This is a genomic window from Microvirga sp. Mcv34 (assembly GCF_024519725.1).
GTDB lineage: Bacteria > Pseudomonadota > Alphaproteobacteria > Rhizobiales > Beijerinckiaceae > Microvirga.
The window spans coordinates 22,921-40,517 of the sequence record NZ_JALJRK010000048.1; the positions used below are offsets into that span (position 1 = coordinate 22,921).

The 17,597-nt window shown below is 63.9% G+C and carries 17 protein-coding genes, 1 tRNA gene and 1 pseudogene; all 19 read right to left on the reverse strand.

Annotation, left to right across the window (positions count from 1 at the left end; all coding sequences use genetic code 11):
* Window positions 1-2 precede the first annotated feature (2 nt).
* Complete coding sequence (locus tag OC446_RS21020; RefSeq protein WP_262030971.1) at window positions 3-1,514, reverse strand: NADH-quinone oxidoreductase subunit M; 1,512 nt, start codon at window positions 1,512-1,514, stop codon at window positions 3-5.
* A complete protein-coding gene (gene nuoL / locus OC446_RS21025; protein ID WP_262030972.1) occupies window positions 1,514-3,553 on the reverse strand; it encodes an NADH-quinone oxidoreductase subunit L in 2,040 nt (679 codons plus the stop codon). The genes OC446_RS21020 and nuoL overlap by 1 nt, the downstream gene beginning before the upstream one ends.
* An 86-nt stretch (window positions 3,554-3,639) precedes the next feature.
* Window positions 3,640-3,948 (reverse strand): NADH-quinone oxidoreductase subunit NuoK, encoded by a 309-nt coding sequence (gene nuoK / locus OC446_RS21030; RefSeq protein ID WP_114943804.1) that lies wholly within the window; start codon window positions 3,946-3,948, stop codon window positions 3,640-3,642.
* Window positions 3,949-3,958: 10 nt separating this feature from the next.
* Window positions 3,959-4,573, reverse strand: a complete 615-nt coding sequence (locus OC446_RS21035) for an NADH-quinone oxidoreductase subunit J (protein WP_262030973.1) — start codon at window positions 4,571-4,573, stop codon at window positions 3,959-3,961.
* A gap of 226 nt (window positions 4,574-4,799) precedes the next feature.
* On the reverse strand, window positions 4,800-5,288 hold the full coding sequence (gene nuoI, locus OC446_RS21040) for an NADH-quinone oxidoreductase subunit NuoI (RefSeq protein WP_262030974.1): 489 nt from the start codon (window positions 5,286-5,288) through the stop codon (window positions 4,800-4,802).
* A 12-nt stretch (window positions 5,289-5,300) separates the two neighbouring features.
* Window positions 5,301-6,324, reverse strand: a pseudogene (nuoH, locus tag OC446_RS21045) (NADH-quinone oxidoreductase subunit NuoH).
* Window positions 6,325-6,336: 12 nt separating this feature from the next.
* Entirely contained in the window at window positions 6,337-8,415 is a 2,079-nt protein-coding gene (gene nuoG / locus OC446_RS21050; protein WP_262030975.1) for an NADH-quinone oxidoreductase subunit NuoG, read from the reverse strand.
* A gap of 8 nt (window positions 8,416-8,423) precedes the next feature.
* Window positions 8,424-9,725, reverse strand: coding sequence for an NADH-quinone oxidoreductase subunit NuoF (gene nuoF / locus OC446_RS21055; protein ID WP_262030976.1), 1,302 nt, complete (start codon window positions 9,723-9,725; stop codon window positions 8,424-8,426).
* 14 nt (window positions 9,726-9,739) lie between these two features.
* Complete coding sequence (gene nuoE / locus OC446_RS21060) at window positions 9,740-10,795, reverse strand: NADH-quinone oxidoreductase subunit NuoE (RefSeq protein WP_262030977.1); 1,056 nt, start codon at window positions 10,793-10,795, stop codon at window positions 9,740-9,742.
* 115 nt (window positions 10,796-10,910) lie between these two features.
* Complete coding sequence (locus OC446_RS21065; RefSeq protein WP_262030978.1) at window positions 10,911-12,101, reverse strand: NADH-quinone oxidoreductase subunit D; 1,191 nt, start codon at window positions 12,099-12,101, stop codon at window positions 10,911-10,913.
* Window positions 12,102-12,119: 18 nt separating this feature from the next.
* Entirely contained in the window at window positions 12,120-12,722 is a 603-nt protein-coding gene (locus tag OC446_RS21070; protein WP_262030979.1) for an NADH-quinone oxidoreductase subunit C, read from the reverse strand.
* 14 nt (window positions 12,723-12,736) lie between these two features.
* Window positions 12,737-13,321, reverse strand: a complete 585-nt coding sequence (locus OC446_RS21075; protein ID WP_262030980.1) for a NuoB/complex I 20 kDa subunit family protein — start codon at window positions 13,319-13,321, stop codon at window positions 12,737-12,739.
* Window positions 13,312-13,677 (reverse strand): NADH-quinone oxidoreductase subunit A, encoded by a 366-nt coding sequence (locus tag OC446_RS21080; RefSeq protein ID WP_009491116.1) that lies wholly within the window; start codon window positions 13,675-13,677, stop codon window positions 13,312-13,314. The genes OC446_RS21075 and OC446_RS21080 overlap by 10 nt, the downstream gene beginning before the upstream one ends.
* Before the next feature lie 174 nt (window positions 13,678-13,851).
* On the reverse strand, window positions 13,852-14,280 hold the full coding sequence (locus OC446_RS21085; protein ID WP_262030981.1) for a low affinity iron permease family protein: 429 nt from the start codon (window positions 14,278-14,280) through the stop codon (window positions 13,852-13,854).
* A gap of 184 nt (window positions 14,281-14,464) precedes the next feature.
* Window positions 14,465-14,541, reverse strand: a tRNA-Asp gene (locus tag OC446_RS21090).
* 123 nt (window positions 14,542-14,664) lie between these two features.
* Window positions 14,665-15,168 (reverse strand): MerR family transcriptional regulator, encoded by a 504-nt coding sequence (locus OC446_RS21095; RefSeq protein WP_262030984.1) that lies wholly within the window; start codon window positions 15,166-15,168, stop codon window positions 14,665-14,667.
* 22 nt (window positions 15,169-15,190) lie between these two features.
* The gene (locus tag OC446_RS21100; protein ID WP_009491113.1) at window positions 15,191-15,502 is read right to left on the reverse strand and encodes an integration host factor subunit alpha; all 312 of its coding nucleotides are present in this window, start codon (window positions 15,500-15,502) and stop codon (window positions 15,191-15,193) included.
* 130 nt (window positions 15,503-15,632) lie between these two features.
* A complete protein-coding gene (locus OC446_RS21105; protein ID WP_262030982.1) occupies window positions 15,633-16,610 on the reverse strand; it encodes a beta-ketoacyl-ACP synthase III in 978 nt (325 codons plus the stop codon).
* A gap of 12 nt (window positions 16,611-16,622) precedes the next feature.
* Window positions 16,623-17,597 (reverse strand): phosphate acyltransferase PlsX (gene plsX / locus OC446_RS21110; protein WP_262030983.1); only part of this gene is annotated, 975 nt, incomplete at its 5' end.

The following is a 17,597-nucleotide window of genomic DNA, read 5'->3' on the forward strand; positions in this document are numbered from 1 at the left end:
CCTCAGTGTGCGGCGACAGCGGCCGTTTTCACGGTGGCGAGCGCAGCCTGGACGCTGGTCATGAGCGCATCCGTCGGAGCCGCGAAGGCATCGAGGATCGGGCCGGGCTGCACGCCGTAATAGATGATGAGCAGGATGAGCGGCGCGAAGGTGATGATCTCGCGACGGTTCAGGTCCTTGATGCCCTGGAGAGCCGGCTTGTCGAGCGGTCCGTAGACCACGCGCCGGTACAGCCAGAGCGCATAGGCGGCCGAGAGGATCACACCGCTCGCGGCGAAGAAGGCGACCCAGGTGTTGGACCGGAAGGCCCCCATGAGGGTCAGGAACTCGCCGATGAAGCCGGAGGTGCCGGGCAACGCCACGTTGGCCATGGTCAGGATGAGGAAGACCACCGCATAGAGGGGCATCCGGTTCACCAGACCGCCATACGCCTTGATCTCGCGGGTGTGCATCCGGTCGTAGATCACGCCGACGCAGAGGAAGAGCGCGCCCGACACGAGACCGTGGGAGATCATGGTGAACATGGCGCCCTGGATGCCCTGCTCGTTCATGCTGAACAGCCCCATGGTCACGAAGCCCATATGCGCCACCGAGGAATAGGCGATGAGCTTCTTGATGTCCTCTTGCATCAGGGCGACCAGCGACGTGTAGATGATCGCGATGACGGACAGGGCATAGACCAGTGGGGCGAAATAGAGCGACGCATCCGGGAACATGGGAAGCGACACTCGGATGAATCCGTAACCGCCCATCTTCAGGAGAACGCCCGCCAGGATCACCGAACCGGCCGTCGGCGCTTCCACGTGCGCGTCGGGCAGCCAGGTATGGACCGGCCACATGGGCATCTTCACCGCGAAGGAGGCGAAGAACGCCAGCCAGAGCCAGATCTGCAGGTTCGAAGCGAACTTGTAGGCGAGCAGCGTCGGGATATCGGTGGTGCCGGCGGTCCAGTACATGGCCATGATGGCCAGGAGCATCAGGACGGAGCCGAGCAGCGTGTAGAGGAAGAACTTGAAGCTCGCATAGATGCGCCGCTTGCCGCCCCAGATGCCGATGATGAGGAACATCGGAATGAGGCCCGCCTCGAAGAACAGGTAGAACAGCACGAGGTCGAGGGCGCAGAACACGCCGATCATCGTGGTTTCGAGTACCAGGAAGGCGACGAAGTACTCCTTCACCCGGGTGCCAATCGATTCCCACGAGGCCAGGATGCAGAACGGCATCAGGAACGTGGTGAGCAGGACGAGCGGCATGGAGAAGCCGTCGACGCCGAGCTTGAAGCGGATCGACTCGGCCAGCCAGGCATGGCTTTCCACCAGTTGGAACGACGCCGAGGCGATGTCGAAACGTGCCCAGGCTACGAGCGACAGGAGGAAGGTCGCGATCGTCGTGGCGAGAGCGGCCCAGCGGGCGTTCGAGCGAGCAGCCTCGCTGTCGCCGCGCAGGGAGAGGATGAAGGCCGCTCCGACGAGAGGAAGGATCAGAAGGCCGGAGAGGATGCCGAAGCCGAGCATTAGTGGGCTCCCCTGAAGAGATAGAAGGTCACGAGAGCGGCAACGCCGATCAGCATCGCGAAGGCATAGTGGTAGACGTAGCCGGTCTGGACCCGCACCACGCCGCGCGTCACGTCGAGCACGCGGGCGGAGATGCCGTCAGGCCCGAGCCCGTCGATGATGCGCTGGTCGCCCGTGCGCCAGAAGAAGCGCCCGATGGCCATGGCGGGCCGCACGAAGATCGCGTCGTACAGCTCGTCGAAGTACCACTTGTTCAAGAGGAAACGGTACAGGATCGGGTGATCGGCCGCGAGCTTCGCCGGCTGCTTGTTGTCGATGATGTACATGTACACGGCGACCAGGAAGCCGAGGATCATCATGATCGTGGGCAGCAGCGGCACCCATCCCGGCAGATGGTGCATCGTTTCCAGGATCTGGTTCTCGGGACGGGTGAACAGGGCCCCCTTCCAGAATTCCTGGTAGCCCTCGCCGATGAAGGCGCCGTGGAACACGAAGCCGGCGATGACCGCCCCGATGGCGAGCACGAGGAGCGGCACCAGCATCACGAGCGGGCTCTCGTGCGGCATATGCGAGCCGTGGTGGCCGTGCTCGTGCTGGGCATGGGTCGCAGGCTCCACATCCCGGTTGTGATCGTCATGCTCCACGCCCTCATGATCATGCGGCGCATGGGCATGATGGTCGTGATGCCCCCAGCGGGCGCTGCCCTCGAAGGTCAGGAAGAACAGACGCCAGGAGTAGAAGGAGGTCATGAAGGCCGCCACGACCGTCGCCAGGAAGGCGAAGGATCCGGCCGACGAATGGGCCGCATAGGCCGCCTCGATGATCGCGTCCTTCGAGTAGTAGCCTGCCGTGAACGGGAAGCCGGTGAGCGCCAGGGTTCCGACTGCCATCATCGCCGTGGTGAACGGGATGTAGCGGCGGAGCGCTCCCATGTGGCGGATGTCCTGCTCATGGTGCATCGCGTGGATGACCGAGCCGGCGCCGAGGAACAGCAGGGCCTTGAAGAAGGCGTGCGTGAACAGGTGGAACACGCCGGCCCCATACGCCCCGACGCCGAGGGCCACGAACATGTAGCCGAGCTGCGAGCAGGTCGAATAGGCGATGACGCGCTTGATATCGTTCTGAACGAGACCGACCGTCGCGGCGAAGAAGGCCGTGATGCCGCCGATGACGGTGACGACCGTGAGAGCAGCCGGCGCGTATTCGAAGACCGGCGACAGGCGAGCGACCATGAACACGCCGGCGGTCACCATGGTGGCGGCGTGGATGAGCGCGGAGACCGGGGTGGGACCTTCCATCGCGTCGGGCAGCCAGGTGTGCAGCAGGAACTGCGCTGACTTGCCCATCGCGCCCATGAACAGCAGCAGGCAGGCGATGGTCAGGGCGTGCCACTCGATCCCGAGGAAGTGGAACTTCGCATCGGCGAACTCGGCGACGCGCGGGAAGATCTGGTCGAAGGTGACGCCGTTGAACAGCACGAAGATCGTGAAGATGCCGAGAAGGAAGCCGAAATCGCCGACGCGGTTGACGATGAAGGCCTTCATGGCCGCCGCGTTCGCCGAATCCTTTTGGTACCAGAAGCCGATCAGGAGGTAGCTCGCGAGGCCCACGCCTTCCCAGCCGAAGAACATCTGGACGAGGTTGTCGGCCGTCACCAGCATGAGCATGGCGAAGGTGAAGAGCGACAGGTAGGCGAAGAAGCGCGGACGGTGCGGATCTTCGTGCATGTAGCCGATGGAATACAGGTGCACGAGGGCAGAGACCGTGTTGACCACCACCAGCATCATGGCCGTCAGCGTATCGATGCGGAACGCCCAATCGACCTGAAGGTCGCCCACGGACATCCACTGGGCGATCTGCACGCGGATCAACGGCTCTTCGCCGAAGCCCACATGGATGAAGGACACCCAGGAGAGAACCGCCGACACGAAAAGAAGTGCCGTGGTGATGATCTCGCTGGGACGGGCACCGAGGACGCGCCCGAAGATGCCTGCGATGAGGAAGCCGACGAGCGGCAGGAAGACGATTGCGTGATACATGTTCGATTACTTCGCCAGTCCGCTCGGGCTCACGGCCGAGGCCTGATTTCGTTCAGAAAACCGGTTCCCACTTTTCTGACTCATGCCTAGCCCCTCAACCTGTTGACGTCCTCGACCGCGATGGAGCCGCGGTTGCGGAAGAAGACCACCAGAATGGCAAGGCCGATGGCCGCCTCCGCCGCCGCGACCGTGAGGATCAGCATGGCAAAGATCTGGCCGACGATGTCGTTCAGGTGGGTCGAGAATGCGACCATGTTGATGTTCACGGCGAGCAGGATCAGCTCGATGGACATCAGGATGACGATCACGTTCTTCCGGTTGATGAAGATGCCGAAGACCCCGAGCGTGAAGAGCACGGCGGCGACGGTGAGATAATGACCCAGTCCGATAACCATGCGTGCCTCCTTAGATGCCCTGGCGGAAGGGAACCTTCCGCACTTCGACGGCGGTTTCCTGCGTCCGGGCGTTCTGCTTGGAAATATCCTGGCGCCGGACGCCGACACGCTCGCGCAGGGTCAGCACGATGGCGCCGATCATGGCGACCAGCAGGATCAGGCCGGCGGCCTGGAAGAAATAGAAGTACCGGGTGTAGAGCACCTGGCCGAGGGCCTCGGTGTTCGTCATGACCGCGGGTGAAGGGATCGGAACGGCCGGCGAGCGGACGAGGCCCGGATCGATCGAATAGGCGCCGACGACCAGGATCAGCTCGAGCAGGAAGATCACCCCGATCACCCCGCCGATGGGCAGGTACTGCAGGAAGCCCTGGCGGAGCGCCGCGAAGTCCACGTCGAGCATCATCACGACGAAGAGGAACAGCACCGCGACCGCGCCCACATAGACGATGACCAGGATCATCGCCAGGAACTCGGCTCCCATCATCAGGAACAGGCCCGCCGCATTGACGAAGGCCAGAATGAGAAACAGCACCGACTGAACGGGATTGCGGGAGGCAATCACCATGAAGCCGGAGGCGATCGTGATCGTCGCGAACAGATAGAAGAAGGCGGCGGTAACCGTCATGCTCAGCTTAAGCCGCCCGAGGCGGCCCCTTCCGACGTGGCACCGGAGAATCCGGCGGCCTGTCTATAAAATCCGAATCCGACGGGCACAACCCGCCGGACCTGCTTGCCCCCTGCCCTTGTCGGGTAGAAAGCCCGGAGCTGCCCTGCTTCGCAGGATCAGCTTCAATTCCTTAGCGGCATTTTCCGAGATGAACCGGAGTCCACTTCACCAAAAAATGCTTCGCTTACCGGTAGGGTGCGGACTTCGCGATGTTGCGCGCGATTTCCCGCTCCCAGCGCTCCCCGTTCTCGAGAAGCTTGGCCTTGTCGTAATAGAGCTCCTCGCGGGTCTCCACGGAAAACTCGAAGTTCGGGCCTTCCACGATGGCGTCCACCGGGCAGGCCTCCTGGCACATGCCGCAATAGATGCACTTCACCATGTCGATGTCGTAGCGCGTCGTCCGGCGGGTGCCGTCGTTGCGTCGCGGGCCGGCTTCGATGGTGATGGCCTGGGCCGGGCAGATCGCCTCGCAGAGCTTGCAGGCGATGCAGCGCTCTTCTCCGTTGGGGTAGCGCCGCAGGGCGTGCTCGCCGCGGAAACGAGGTCCGCGATGGCCCATTTCGAACGGGTAGTTGAGAGTGGCCTTCGGCTTGAAGAAGTACTTCACCGTCAGGACGAAGCCCGAGATGAACTCCTTCAGCAGGAGGGACTGGGCGATGCGGTCGAGCTGCATGGCCGAACTCCTTTAGCGGACGCCCGGCGCATTGCCGGTCGCCATCAGGACAGCTGCCACGATGACCACCATCGCCAGGGAAAGCGGAAGGAAGACCTTCCAGCCGAGGCGCATGAGCTGGTCGTAGCGGTAGCGTGGCACCAGGGCTTTCACCATGGCGATGAGGATGAAGAGGAAGCTGGCCTTGAACACGAACCAGATCACGCCGGGCACCCAGGTGAAGGGCGCGAAGGGGATCGGCGACAGCCAGCCGCCGAGGAAGAGGATCGTGCCGAGGGCGCACATGGTCATGATGGCCACGTACTCGCCGAGCATGAAGAGCAGGTACGGCGTGGAGGAATACTCCACCATGTAGCCGGCCACGAGCTCGGACTCGGCCTCCGGAAGGTCGAAGGGCGGACGGTTCGTCTCGGCCATGGCCGAGATGAAGAACACGACGAACATCGGGAAGAGCGGCAGCCAGTACCAGCCGAGGATGCCCAGGCGGGTATTCTGCGATTCCACGATGGCCGAAAGGTTCAGCGTTCCCGCGCACATGAGCACCGTCACGATGACGAAGCCGATGGAGACCTCGTAGGACACCATCTGGGCCGCGGAGCGAAGCGCGCCGAGGAAAGGATACTTCGAGTTCGACGCCCAGCCGCCCATGATGACGCCGTAGACGCCGAGCGACGAGATCGCGAAGATGTAGAGAATGCCCACGTTGATGTCGGCGATCGCCCAGCCCGCATTGAGCGGAATGACAGCCCAGGCGGCGAGCGACAGGGTGCACATCACCAGGGGTGCCAGAAGGAACATGCCCTTGTTGGCCGGGGCCGGGATGACCGGCTCCTTCAGGACGAACTTCAGCAGGTCGGCGAAGGACTGAAGCAGGCCCCAGGGTCCGACCACGTTCGGGCCGACGCAGCTGGACGGCCGCCCAGACCTTCCGGTCGGCATAGAGCGCATAGGCGATGAAGATGAGAAGCGCCACCAGCATGAGCAGGCTCTTGCCCAGCATGATCGCGACTGCGAGGAGGATGTCCCCAAATTCCATGTTCCGTTCCTCTTACTCAGCCGCCTCGAGCTTCAGCTCACGGGCGAGCGCGGAGCACGCGGCCATGACGCCGGAGGCGCGGGCAATCGGGTTCGTCAGATAGAAGTCCTTCACCGGGCTGGCGAATGCCTCGCGACCCGGAGTGCCGCCGATCCCGGCAAGCACTTGCACGGCCGCGAAAGCATCGGCCGGCTGGACCGTGTCGATGGCGGCGAAGTGCGGGTAATGGGCATAGAGCTTTGCCCGGAGCGCATTGAGCGAGTCGAACGGCAGCCGGTGGCCGAGCACGTCGGACAGGGCCCGCAGGATGGCCCAGTCCTCACGGGCCTCGCCCGGGGCGAAGGCCGCCCGGTTGGCGAGCTGAACCCGGCCTTCCGTGTTCACGTAAGTGCCGGACTTCTCCGTGTATGTCGCCCCCGGCAGGATCACGTCGGCGCGGTGCGCGCCGCGGTCGCCGTGGGTGCCCTGGTAGATCACGAAGGCGCCGGGCGCGATGTCGATCTCGTCGGCGCCGAGATTGAACAGCACGTCCACTTCGCCCTGCGCCATGGTCCTGGCATCGAGGCCCCACTCACCCGGCACGAGGCCGAGATCGAGGGCGCCGACGCGGGACGCGGCGGTGTGGAGGACCGAGAAGCCGTTCCAGCCATCCTTCACGGCGCCCACATCGCGAGCGAGCTGCGCCACGGCCGAGAGAACAGCCAGACCGTCCGGACGCGAAAGGGCGCCCTGCCCCACGATGATCAGCGGACGCTCGGCGGCACGCAGCTTCTCGATGAAGCTGTGACGGCCGCCAGTCAGTTCGGCCAGCGTCTCAGGGCCGGCGCCGAGATAGTCGTAGGGATAGGTCAGGTCGGCATGCTCGCCGATCAGGGCGATCGGCGGGGGGGCCATACGCCAGCGCTTGCGGATGCGCACGTTGACGAGCGAAGCCTCGATGCGCGGGTTCGCCCCGACGATCAGGATCGCGTCCGCATCCTCGATGCCCGCGATGGTGGTGTTGAAGAGGTAGGAGCCGCGCCCATAGACCGGCGTCAGCACGGTGCCATCCTGGCGGGCATCGATGTTGGTGACGCCGAGGCTCTCCATGAGGAGCTTCAGGGCATACATCTCCTCGACGGCCGCGAGATCGCCCACAATGGCGCCGACGCGCTTCGGATCGGCGCCCTTCACCCGGGCCGCGATGGTCGCGAAGGCCTCCTGCCAGCTGGCGGGGCGAAGGCGGCCATTCTCGCGCACGAAGGGACGATCGAGACGCTGCAGGCGCAGGCCGTCCACGATCTGGCGGGTCTTATCCGTGATCCACTCCTCGTTCACCGCCTCGTTCACGCGCGGCAGGATGCGCATGACCTCACGGCCGCGGGAATCCACGCGGATCGAGGAGCCAACCGCATCCATCACGTCGACGGAATCGGTCTTGGTGAGCTCCCAGGGACGGTAGTGGAAGGCTTCCGGCTTATGGGTAAGCGCGCCGACCGGGCAGAGATCCGCCACGTTGGCCTGCAGCTCGGAGCCGAGGGCCCGCTCGAGATAGCTCGTGATCTCCATGTCCTCGCCGCGCCAGATGGCGCCGAGGTCCGGCACGCCCGCCACTTCGGCCGAGAAGCGCACGCAGCGGGTGCAGTGGATGCACCGGTTCATGGAGGTGCGCACCAACGGGCCGAGATACTTGTCGGTCACCGCGCGCTTGTTCTCGTGATAGCGGCTGGTGTCGACGCCGTAGGCCATAGCCTGGTCCTGCAGGTCGCACTGGCCGCCCTGGTCGCAGATCGGGCAGTCGAGCGGGTGGTTGATGAGGAGGAACTCCATCACCCCTTCCCGCGCCTTCTTCACCGTCGGCGACTTGGTGGAGATTTCCGGCGGCTCGCCGTTCGGGCCGGGACGGCAGTCGCGCACGCCCCATGCGCAGGACGCCACCGGCTTCGGGGCGCCTTTCACCTCGACGAGGCACATGCGGCAATTGCCGGCGATCGAAAGCCGCTCGTGGTAGCAGAAGCGCGGAATTTCCGCCCCGGCCGCTTCGGCGGCCTGGAGCAGGGTGTATTCCGCGGGGACGTCGACCTCGACGCCATCAACGATGATTTTCGCCATCTTCAATCTCACTCCGCCGCGATCAGGACGGATTCGGAATGCGGGTTCGCCGCGTAATCGTCGATCCGCTTCTCGATCTCATGACGGAAATGGCGGATCAGGCCCTGAACCGGCCAAGCCGCCGCGTCGCCGAGCGCGCAGATGGTGTGGCCTTCGATCTGGGTCGAGACTTCGAGAAGCATGTCGATCTCGCGCTTCTGGGCGCGACCTTCGGCCATGCGGGTGAGCACGCGCCACATCCAGCCCGTGCCCTCACGGCACGGGGTGCACTGGCCGCAGCTCTCGTGCTTGTAGAAGTACGAGATGCGGGCGATGGCCCGGACGATGTCGGTGGACTTGTCCATGACGATCACGGCCGCGGTGCCGAGACCCGACTTCAGGTTCCGCAACGTGTCGAAATCCATGTAGGCGTCGGCGATCTCGTGGGCCGGAACGATCGGCACGGACGAGCCGCCGGGGATCACCCCGAGCAGGTTGTCCCAGCCGCCCCGGATGCCGCCGCAATGGCGGTCGATCAACTCGCGGAAGGTGAGGCCCATGGCCTCTTCCACGTTGCAGGGCTTGTTGACGTGGCCCGAGACGCAGAAGAGCTTCGTGCCCACGTTGTTCGGCCGGCCGATGCCGGAGAACCAGGCGGCGCCGCGACGCAGGATCGTGCCGGCGACCGCGATCGACTCGACGTTGTTCACGGTCGTCGGGCAGCCGTAGAGGCCCATATTGGCCGGGAACGGCGGCTTCAGGCGCGGCATGCCCTTCTTGCCTTCCATGCTCTCGATGAGAGCCGTCTCCTCGCCGCAGATGTAGGCGCCTGCGCCGTGATGGACGTAGAGGTCGAAGGGATAGCCGTGGATGTTGTCCTTGCCGATGAGCTTCGCCGCATAGGCCTCGTCCACCGCCCGCTGAAGCGCGTGGCGCTCGGCCACGTACTCGCCGCGGATATAGATGTAGGCCGCATGGGCCCCCATGGCGAAGGACGCGATGAGGCAGCCCTCGACGAGGAGATGCGGATCGTTCCGCATGATCTCCCGGTCCTTACAGGTGCCTGGCTCGGACTCGTCCGCATTCACGACCAGGTAGTGCGGACGGCCGTCCGACTGCTTGGGCATGAAGGACCATTTCAGGCCCGTGGGGAAGCCGGCGCCGCCGCGGCCGCGCAGGCCGGACGCCTTCATCTCGTTGATGATCCAGTCGCGGCCCTGCTCGAGCAGGAACTTCGTCCCGTCCCAGGCGCCGCGCATCTGCGCAGCCTTGAGGTCCGGCGAATGGAAGCCGTAGAGATTGGTGAAGATACGATCTTTGTCCTGAAGCATTCCCGATCACTCCATCAGGACGACTTGTTGTCTTTGTCGACGACCACGCCCGGCTTGCTTTCGCTGCCGTCCCGGCGGGTCTCGGCTTTCGCAGGCGGCGTGCCGGCGGAAGGCGTCGTCGGGCTCGCAGGCACCGCTTCGCCTTCCTTCTTCGGCGAGGCCACATAGGACTTGCTGCTCTGAGGGGCTGGCTGGGCACCGGCATCCTTGGGCTCGACCTTGGTGGCCTTGGAGGAATCCGCAGCTTCCTTCTGGTCCGCCGTGCTGACCGGCTTCTCGCCCTCTTTGGCGCGCTTGGCCGGGGTATTGGCGGCGTCGCTCTCGATGGGCCGTCCGGCCGTCGGCTTCGCGGCCTTGGCTTCCTGCGGAACGCTCGCCATCGCGGCAGCCGCCTCGCCGGTTTCTGCGGCCCTCGCCTGCTCCTCGAAGCGTTTGCGCCAGGCGCCGACGACGGAGCCGTCGTAGAGAGCCGGGTCCTGGAGGGTATTCACGGCCTCGAAGGGTTCGGAGCGGTTGCGGCCGATCTGGGATCCGACCTTCACGGGACGCCCGGCGGCGAGATCATCGAGGAGCTTCTCGAAGTTCTCGGTGGTCAGGTCCTCGTAGTAGTCGTCGTTGATCTGCACCATCGGGGCGTTCGAGCAGGCGCCGAGGCACTCGACTTCGAGCCAGGAGAAGGTCCCGTCCGCCGTCACGTGGTTCTGGTCGCCCACGCGGCGCTCCAGCACCTTCCGGATGTCGCCCGCGCCGCGCAGAACGCAGGGCGTGGTGCCGCAGAACTGGATGAGGTACTTCCCGACGGGCTCGAGGTTGAACATCGTGTAGAAGGTCGCCACCTCCATCACGCGGATCACCGGCATGTCGAGCCGGGCCGCAACGGCCTCGATGGCCTTGCGAGGCAGCCAGCCACCCGCCTGCTCCTGCGCCTTGGTCAGGAGGGCGATCACGGCCGAAGCCTGCCGGCCGGGCGGATACTTGGCGATTTCCTTGTCCGCGAAAGCTTCGGTCTCGGCGGAGAGAACGAAGCTCTCGGGCTGCATGTCTTCAGGCGCGAGCTTACGAACGGCCATACACTCTTCTCCTCATCGCCATGGCCGGGCATCAGCCCGGCCAATCGCGACTTGAAATTGTCCAGCACGCCTTGAAAGAGCGTGGATATCCGCCCCGGAACCGGGGCGGTTTTCGTTAGCGGTCGACCTCGCCGAACACGATGTCGATGGAGCCCAGGATGCCTGCGACGTCAGCCAGCATGTGGCCGCGGCACATGAAATCCATGCCCTGAAGATGAGCAAAGCCCGGCGGGCGGATCTTGCAGCGGTACGGCTTGTTGGTGCCGTCAGACACGAGATAGACGCCGAACTCACCCTTCGGAGCTTCCACGGGGGCATAGACCTCGCCCGCCGGGACGTGGAAGCCTTCCGTATACAGCTTGAAGTGATGGATCAGCGCTTCCATGGAGCGCTTCATGTCCTTGCGTGACGGCGGAGCGACCTTGCCGTCGAGCGTCGCCACCGGCCCCTGCCCGTCCGGCGCCCGCAGCTTGGTGAGGCACTGGCGCATGATCCGGACGGACTGGCGCATCTCCTCCATGCGGATGACCTGACGGTCGTAATTGTCGCCGTTCAAGCCCACGGGGATGTCGAATTCCATCTCCTCGTAGCACTCGTAGGGCTGCGACTTGCGCAGGTCCCAGGCGACGCCGCAGCTGCGAACGATCGGGCCGGAGAAGCCCCAGCGGAAGCAGTCGTCCAGCGTGAGAACGCCGATGTCGACGTTACGCTGCTTGAAGATCCGGTTTCCGATGACGAGGGTGTCGAGGTCATCGAGCACCTGCAGGAACGGATTGCAGAACGCCTCGATGTCGTCGATCAGCTCCGGCTGGATGTCCATGTTCACTCCGCCGGGGCGGAAGTAATTGGCATGCATCCGCGAGCCGGAGATCCTCTCGTAGAAAATCATGAGCTTCTCGCGCTCCTCGAAACCCCAGAGGGGCGGCGTGAGCGCGCCGACGTCCATGGCCTGCGTGGTCACGTTGAGGAGGTGGGAGAGAAGACGGCCGATTTCCGAGAACAGGACGCGGATGAGCTGAGCGCGCCGGGGCACCTCGATGCCCAGCAGCTTCTCGGTCGCCAGGCAGAAGGCATGCTCCTGGTTCATCGGCGCGACATAGTCGAGCCGGTCGAAATAGGGATTCGCCTGAACGTATGTCTTGTACTCGATCAGCTTCTCGGTGCCGCGGTGCAGCAGGCCGATATGCGGATCGACACGCTCGACCACCTCGCCGTCCAGCTCCAGCACGAGGCGCAGCACGCCGTGCGCGGCCGGATGCTGCGGACCGAAGTTGATGGTGAAGTTGCGGATATTATGCTCGCCCATGGGTCGCCTCTCCGCTCCTTATGCCTTGGCCTTCTCATCGCCGGGCAGCACGTAGTCGGTGCCTTCCCAGGGCGAGAGGAAATCGAAGTTGCGGAATTCCTGGTTGAGCTTCACCGGCTCGTAGACCACGCGACCCTGTCCGTCGTCGTAACGGACCTCGACATAGCCAGTAAGCGGGAAGTCCTTTCGGAGCGGATGCCCCTCAAACCCGTAGTCCGTCAGGATCCGGCGCAGGTCCGGATGACCGGAGAACAAGATCCCATAGAGGTCGTAAGCCTCGCGCTCGAACCAGTTCGCCGCGGGCCAAAGGCCGACAAGCGAGGGAACCGGGGTCACCTCGTCCGTCTCGACCTTCAGGCGGATGCGCCGATTATGGTGCGGCGCGAGGAAGTGATAGACCACGTCGAAGCGCTTGTCGCGGGCCGGGTAATCGGCGCCGCAGATATCGATGAAGCAGACGAACCGGCACTGCGGGTCGTCCCGCAGGAACGTCGCCACCCGGACCAGGTCTTCACGGCGGGCGACGATCGTCAGCTCGTCGAAGGCGATAGCCCGGCTCTCGATCGCTTCGCCGAGGGACGAGGCGATGTGATCGCTCAGGGCTTGGAGATCAGCACTCATGCGACGACCTTTGCTCAGCGCTCGATGGTGCCGGTCCGGCGGATCTTCTTCTGCAGAAGCAGCACCCCATACAGGAGCGCCTCGGCCGTCGGCGGGCAGCCCGGCACGTAGATATCAACCGGAACGATCCGGTCGCAGCCACGAACCACGGAATAGGAATAGTGATAATAACCGCCGCCATTGGCGCAGGAGCCCATGGAGATGACGTAGCGCGGCTCCGGCATCTGGTCATAGACCTTGCGGAGCGCGGGGGCCATCTTGTTGGTGAGCGTGCCGGCGACGATCATCACGTCGGACTGGCGCGGCGAGGCACGCGGCGCGAAGCCGAACCGCTCAACGTCGTAGCGCGGCATGGACATCTGCATCATCTCGACGGCGCAGCACGCCAGGCCGAAGGTCATCCACATGAGCGAGCCGGTGCGCGCCCAGGTGATAAGGTCCTCGGTCGAGGTCACGAGGAAGCCCTTGTCGGACAACTCCTCGTTGATCGAGACGAAATAAGGGTCCGTCGATCCGGCCGGCTTGCCGGTGTTGGGGTCGATGATACCCCGCGGCGCGGGAGCGACCAGGGTCGACTGGTTCTCGGAGATCAATCCCATTCAAGGGCCCCCTTCTTCCACTCGTAAATGAATCCGACCGTCAGGACACCGAGGAACATCATCATGGAGATGAAGCCGAACCAGCCCAGGTTCCCGAACGTGATGGCCCAGGGGAACAGGAATGCCACTTCGAGGTCGAAGATAATGAAAAGGATGGCGACGAGGTAGAACCGCACGTCGAACTTCATGCGGGCATCGTCGAAGGCATTGAAACCGCACTCGTAAGCGGACAGCTTCTCGGTATCGGGGCGGCTATAGGCAACGATGAAAGGAGCCACGAGCAGCGCCACACCGATCAGGAGCGATACGCCGATAAAGATTACGAGAGGCAGGTAGTCGGCGAGGAGATTCGTCATACGACACCTAGAAGGTACGGAGCACGGCCTAGGACCGGCAACCTGGAACGCATTTAAGCCCCAGACGGGCCCGACGAAAGCCCCCTGCGGCAACACGTTGATTGCGCGGGAGGCTTAACCGAGTTCCCCTTCCGTGACAAGTGTTTGCACTGCCGCAAAAAGAACCATTCCAAATTAGGAGGTGGCCTTTTCCGCCGCTTTCGCTGCTTTTCGGTTGGCGGCGGCCTCGGCCTGCCCTGCGGCGGCCTCCGCCTTGGCCTTGGCCTCGCACTTGGCCCGAATCTCGTCGAGCTCTTCCTGGGTCAGGTGTTCGATACCGATGAACACGTTCTGGGCCGCGCTGGCCCGGATCAGCTCGTCGAGCTTGGCCTGGATGGCGGCGCCGTCGCGGTTCTGGGTGTTCTGGATCAGGAACACCATCAGGAAGGTGACAATCGTCGTCCCGGTGTTCACCACGAGCTGCCAGGTATCCGAGAACCCGAACAGGGGACCGCTGAGAGCCCAGAACAGGATGATAAGGAGGCTGATCCCGAAGGTGATGGGCCGCCCCGCCACCTGAGCCACCCAGTTGGAGAAACTCGTAAACAACCTAGACATCAACATCGGCAACGGCCTCACACCTCCCCTCGGGCATTAACGCCCAGCTACGCCAATTGCTCCAGACCACGAGCAGAATGCGGCTTTTTGCCAAAAACCATGCTTCAGAGGAGAAACCCTGGCCGGCAGGCGAGCGGCTCCGGGACGTTTCATCCGAAGCCCTATCAAACCTGATTTTGGGGAGGGAAAGTGGCGCGGGCGACGGGGCTCGAACCCGCGACCTCCGGCGTGACAGGCCGGCACTCTAACCGACTGAGCTACGCCCGCGCATTGGACCGCCGAAGCGGTGTGGGTGCGGTTTAAGGGTGGCCCCGCCCCCTGTCAAGCGCTGAATGCGATCGTTCCGGAAAGCCCGCACCGAAGGGAATTCCTCCGACGCTTAGGCGCCGCTCACTCGCCCGCCGAGGCCTCGCCCGTCCCCTTCAGGGACGACAGCACCCGGTCGCATTCGTAGAGCTCCTCAAGGGCAACCTTGAGCTCACGCAGAGCCTCCGAGGACAGCCCCTGCCGTAGAGGCAGGCGATCCGAATCCTCGTCCTCATAGGGCTGGGTTCCATTCGCCGGGGACAGGTCCTCTGCGGATTCCTGGCCGGATCCTTGGGGAATCGAGGCAACGCTCTGCTCGCCGCGTCCGATCGCCTGGACGAAGCGAACCCCCTCCTCCTTCAGGATTCGCTGCACACCCTTGATCGTATAACCTTCGCCGTAGAGGAAGTGACGGATCCCCTTGAGAAGGTCGATATCGTCCGGGCGGTAATATCGCCGTCCGCCGCCGCGCTTCAGGGGCTTGATATGGCTGAAGCGGGTTTCCCAGAAGCGCAGCACGTGCTGGGGCACATCGAGGTCTTCGGCGACCTCGCTGATCGTGCGGAATGCGTCGGGGCTCTTGTCCATGACGCCACTCGCCATCGCCGGATCAATCCTCGCCTTCGAAGGTCTCGCCGTTGATGTGCGCCTTCAGGACGTTCGAAGGCTTGAAAACCATGACACGGCGGGGATCGATCGGAACCTCGACGCCCGTCTTGGGATTACGGCCGACCCGCTCTCCCTTGCTGCGCACGATGAAGGAGCCGAAGGACGACAGCTTGACGGTCTCACCGGCGGCCAGGCTGTCGCAGATCTCGGCCAAGACCCGCTCCACCAGTTCAGCCGATTCGGTCCGCGAGAGCCCCACCTTCTGGTAGACGGCCTCACTCAGATCCGCTCTCGTTATCGTCTTGCCAGCCATTGAGCTCCCCAGCGCGAATGAGTTCGTTGGTCTTGTCGTCCTGGACGACGCTATGCAGATGGCTCCCTATGGTCAACCGCCAAGGTCGATAGACCGGATACCACCAGAGTCGATACCTTCTACCGGCGGACTACCAGCGGATCAGCGCGCTGCCCCAGGTGAAGCCGCCGCCGATCGCCTCGATCATCACGAGATCCCCGTCCTTGATCCGCCCGTCCTTTCGGGCGGTATCCAACGCGAGGGGAATCGACGCCGCCGACGTGTTGCCGTGTTTGTTGACGGTGATGACGACCTTCTCCGGTGCGATGCCCAGCTTGTCGGCACTCGCCGTGATGATGCGCTTGTTGGCCTGATGCGGCACGAACCACTTCAGCTCCTCGGCGCTCGTGCCGGTCGCCTTGAATGCATCCTGGACGACATCCGCCACCATGCCGACGGCGAACTTGAAGACCTCGCGGCCCTCCATCTTCAGAACGCCCGTCGTCTTCGTCGAGCCTGGACCGCCATCGACATAGAGCTTGTCCCGGTAGCGACCGTCGGACCGCAGATGCGAGGTCAGGACGCCCCGGTCGGAAGACGTGCCTTCCCCCTCCTGGGCCTCGAGCACGATAGCCCCGGCGCCGTCCCCGAACAGCACGCAGGTCGTCCGGTCGTTCCAGTCGAGAATACGGGAGAAGGTCTCGGCGCCGACAACCAGGGCGCGTTTGTGCGAACCGGACTGCAGGAACTTGTCTGCCGTCGCCACCGCATAGACGAATCCGGTGCAGACGGCCTGGAGATCGAAGGCTGCCCCGTGCGTCATGCCGATGCCGGTCTGGATCATCGTGGCCGTCGAGGGGAAGGTGTAGTCCGGCGTCGAAGTGGCGCAGATGACCAGGTCGATATCGTCGGCGTGGAGACCTGCATCCGCCAGGGCGGCTTGCGCTGCCTTGATTCCGAGGACGGATGTGGTCTCGTCTTCTTCAGCGATATGGCGCTCCTCAATACCGGTCCGCTGCACGATCCAGTCGTGCGAGGTGTCCACCAGCTTCTCGAGGTCCTGGTTTGTCAGCTTGCGTCTCGGCAGGTACGAGCCGACGCCGCGTACGACGGAACGAATGCGTTTCAAGATGCGCCTTCCTCAGGCCGATTGGCCCACCGGGTCATGATCGAGCATGCTCCGGATTGTGTTCATCAATTCAAAATGCGCCATGTCGTAGGCGACGTCGATGGCGCTGGCGAAGCCAAGATCATCCGTTCCGCCGTGGCTTTTGACGACGACTCCTTCAAGTCCCAGGAAGACGCCGCCATTGACCTTGCGGGGGTCCATCTTGTCACGCAGAGCGTTAAAGGCCTGTTTCGCAAACAGATAGCCGATTTTCGCCATCAGGGTGCGACTCATGGCCGAGCGAAGGTACTGGGCGATCTGCTTGGCCGTTCCCTCGGCGGTCTTCAGGGCGATATTACCCGTGAAACCTTCAGTCACGACCACATCGACGGTACCCTTCCCGAGATCGTCCCCTTCGACGAAGCCGCGATAATCGAGGTGCGGGAGGTTCGCTTCCCTCAGGATCCGGCTCGCTTCCTTGACGGCCTCGATACCCTTGATCTCTTCCGTGCCGACATTGAGCAGGCCGACGGTCGGGCGATCCAGATCGAACACGATGCGCGCCATGGCGGCGCCCATGATCGCCATATCCACAAGGTGCCCCGCATCGGCCCCAATCGTCGCACCGACATCGAGCACGATGCTCTCGCCCCGCATAGTGGGCCACATGCAGGCGATGGCCGGGCGTTCGATATGGGCCATGGTCTTGAGGCAGACCTTGGCCGTCGCCATCAGGGCGCCGGTATTGCCTGCCGACACAGCCGCATCCGCCTCTCCGTCCCGGACGGCCTGGACGGCCCTCCACATGGAAGATTTGCCCCGCCCCATCCGAATGGCCTGGCTGGGCTTCTCGTCCATGGCGATGGCGATATCGGTATGGCGAAGCTCCGTGGCTTCCTTCAGCTTGGGATGGGCGTTCAGGAGGGGCGCAACAATCGTTTCATTGCCGAACATCAGGAAACGGAGATCCGGGTGGCGCTCCAAGGCCAAGGCTGCGCCCGGGATTAC

Coding starts and splice junctions, on each gene's coding strand:
- OC446_RS21020 (WP_262030971.1), bottom strand. CDS start 1,514: ATGCTCGGCTTCGGCATCCTCTCCGGCCTTCTGATCCTTCCTCTCGTC.
- nuoL (WP_262030972.1), bottom strand. CDS start 3,553: ATGTATCACGCAATCGTCTTCCTGCCGCTCGTCGGCTTCCTCATCGCA.
- nuoK (WP_114943804.1), bottom strand. CDS start 3,948: ATGGTTATCGGACTGGGTCATTATCTCACCGTCGCCGCCGTGCTCTTC.
- OC446_RS21035 (WP_262030973.1), bottom strand. CDS start 4,573: ATGACGGTTACCGCCGCCTTCTTCTATCTGTTCGCGACGATCACGATC.
- nuoI (WP_262030974.1), bottom strand. CDS start 5,288: ATGCAGCTCGACCGCATCGCCCAGTCCCTCCTGCTGAAGGAGTTCATC.
- nuoG (WP_262030975.1), bottom strand. CDS start 8,415: ATGGCGAAAATCATCGTTGATGGCGTCGAGGTCGACGTCCCCGCGGAA.
- nuoF (WP_262030976.1), bottom strand. CDS start 9,725: ATGCTTCAGGACAAAGATCGTATCTTCACCAATCTCTACGGCTTCCAT.
- nuoE (WP_262030977.1), bottom strand. CDS start 10,795: ATGGCCGTTCGTAAGCTCGCGCCTGAAGACATGCAGCCCGAGAGCTTC.
- OC446_RS21065 (WP_262030978.1), bottom strand. CDS start 12,101: ATGGGCGAGCATAATATCCGCAACTTCACCATCAACTTCGGTCCGCAG.
- OC446_RS21070 (WP_262030979.1), bottom strand. CDS start 12,722: ATGAGTGCTGATCTCCAAGCCCTGAGCGATCACATCGCCTCGTCCCTC.
- OC446_RS21075 (WP_262030980.1), bottom strand. CDS start 13,321: ATGGGATTGATCTCCGAGAACCAGTCGACCCTGGTCGCTCCCGCGCCG.
- OC446_RS21080 (WP_009491116.1), bottom strand. CDS start 13,677: ATGACGAATCTCCTCGCCGACTACCTGCCTCTCGTAATCTTTATCGGC.
- OC446_RS21085 (WP_262030981.1), bottom strand. CDS start 14,280: ATGTTGATGTCTAGGTTGTTTACGAGTTTCTCCAACTGGGTGGCTCAG.
- OC446_RS21095 (WP_262030984.1), bottom strand. CDS start 15,168: ATGGACAAGAGCCCCGACGCATTCCGCACGATCAGCGAGGTCGCCGAA.
- OC446_RS21100 (WP_009491113.1), bottom strand. CDS start 15,502: ATGGCTGGCAAGACGATAACGAGAGCGGATCTGAGTGAGGCCGTCTAC.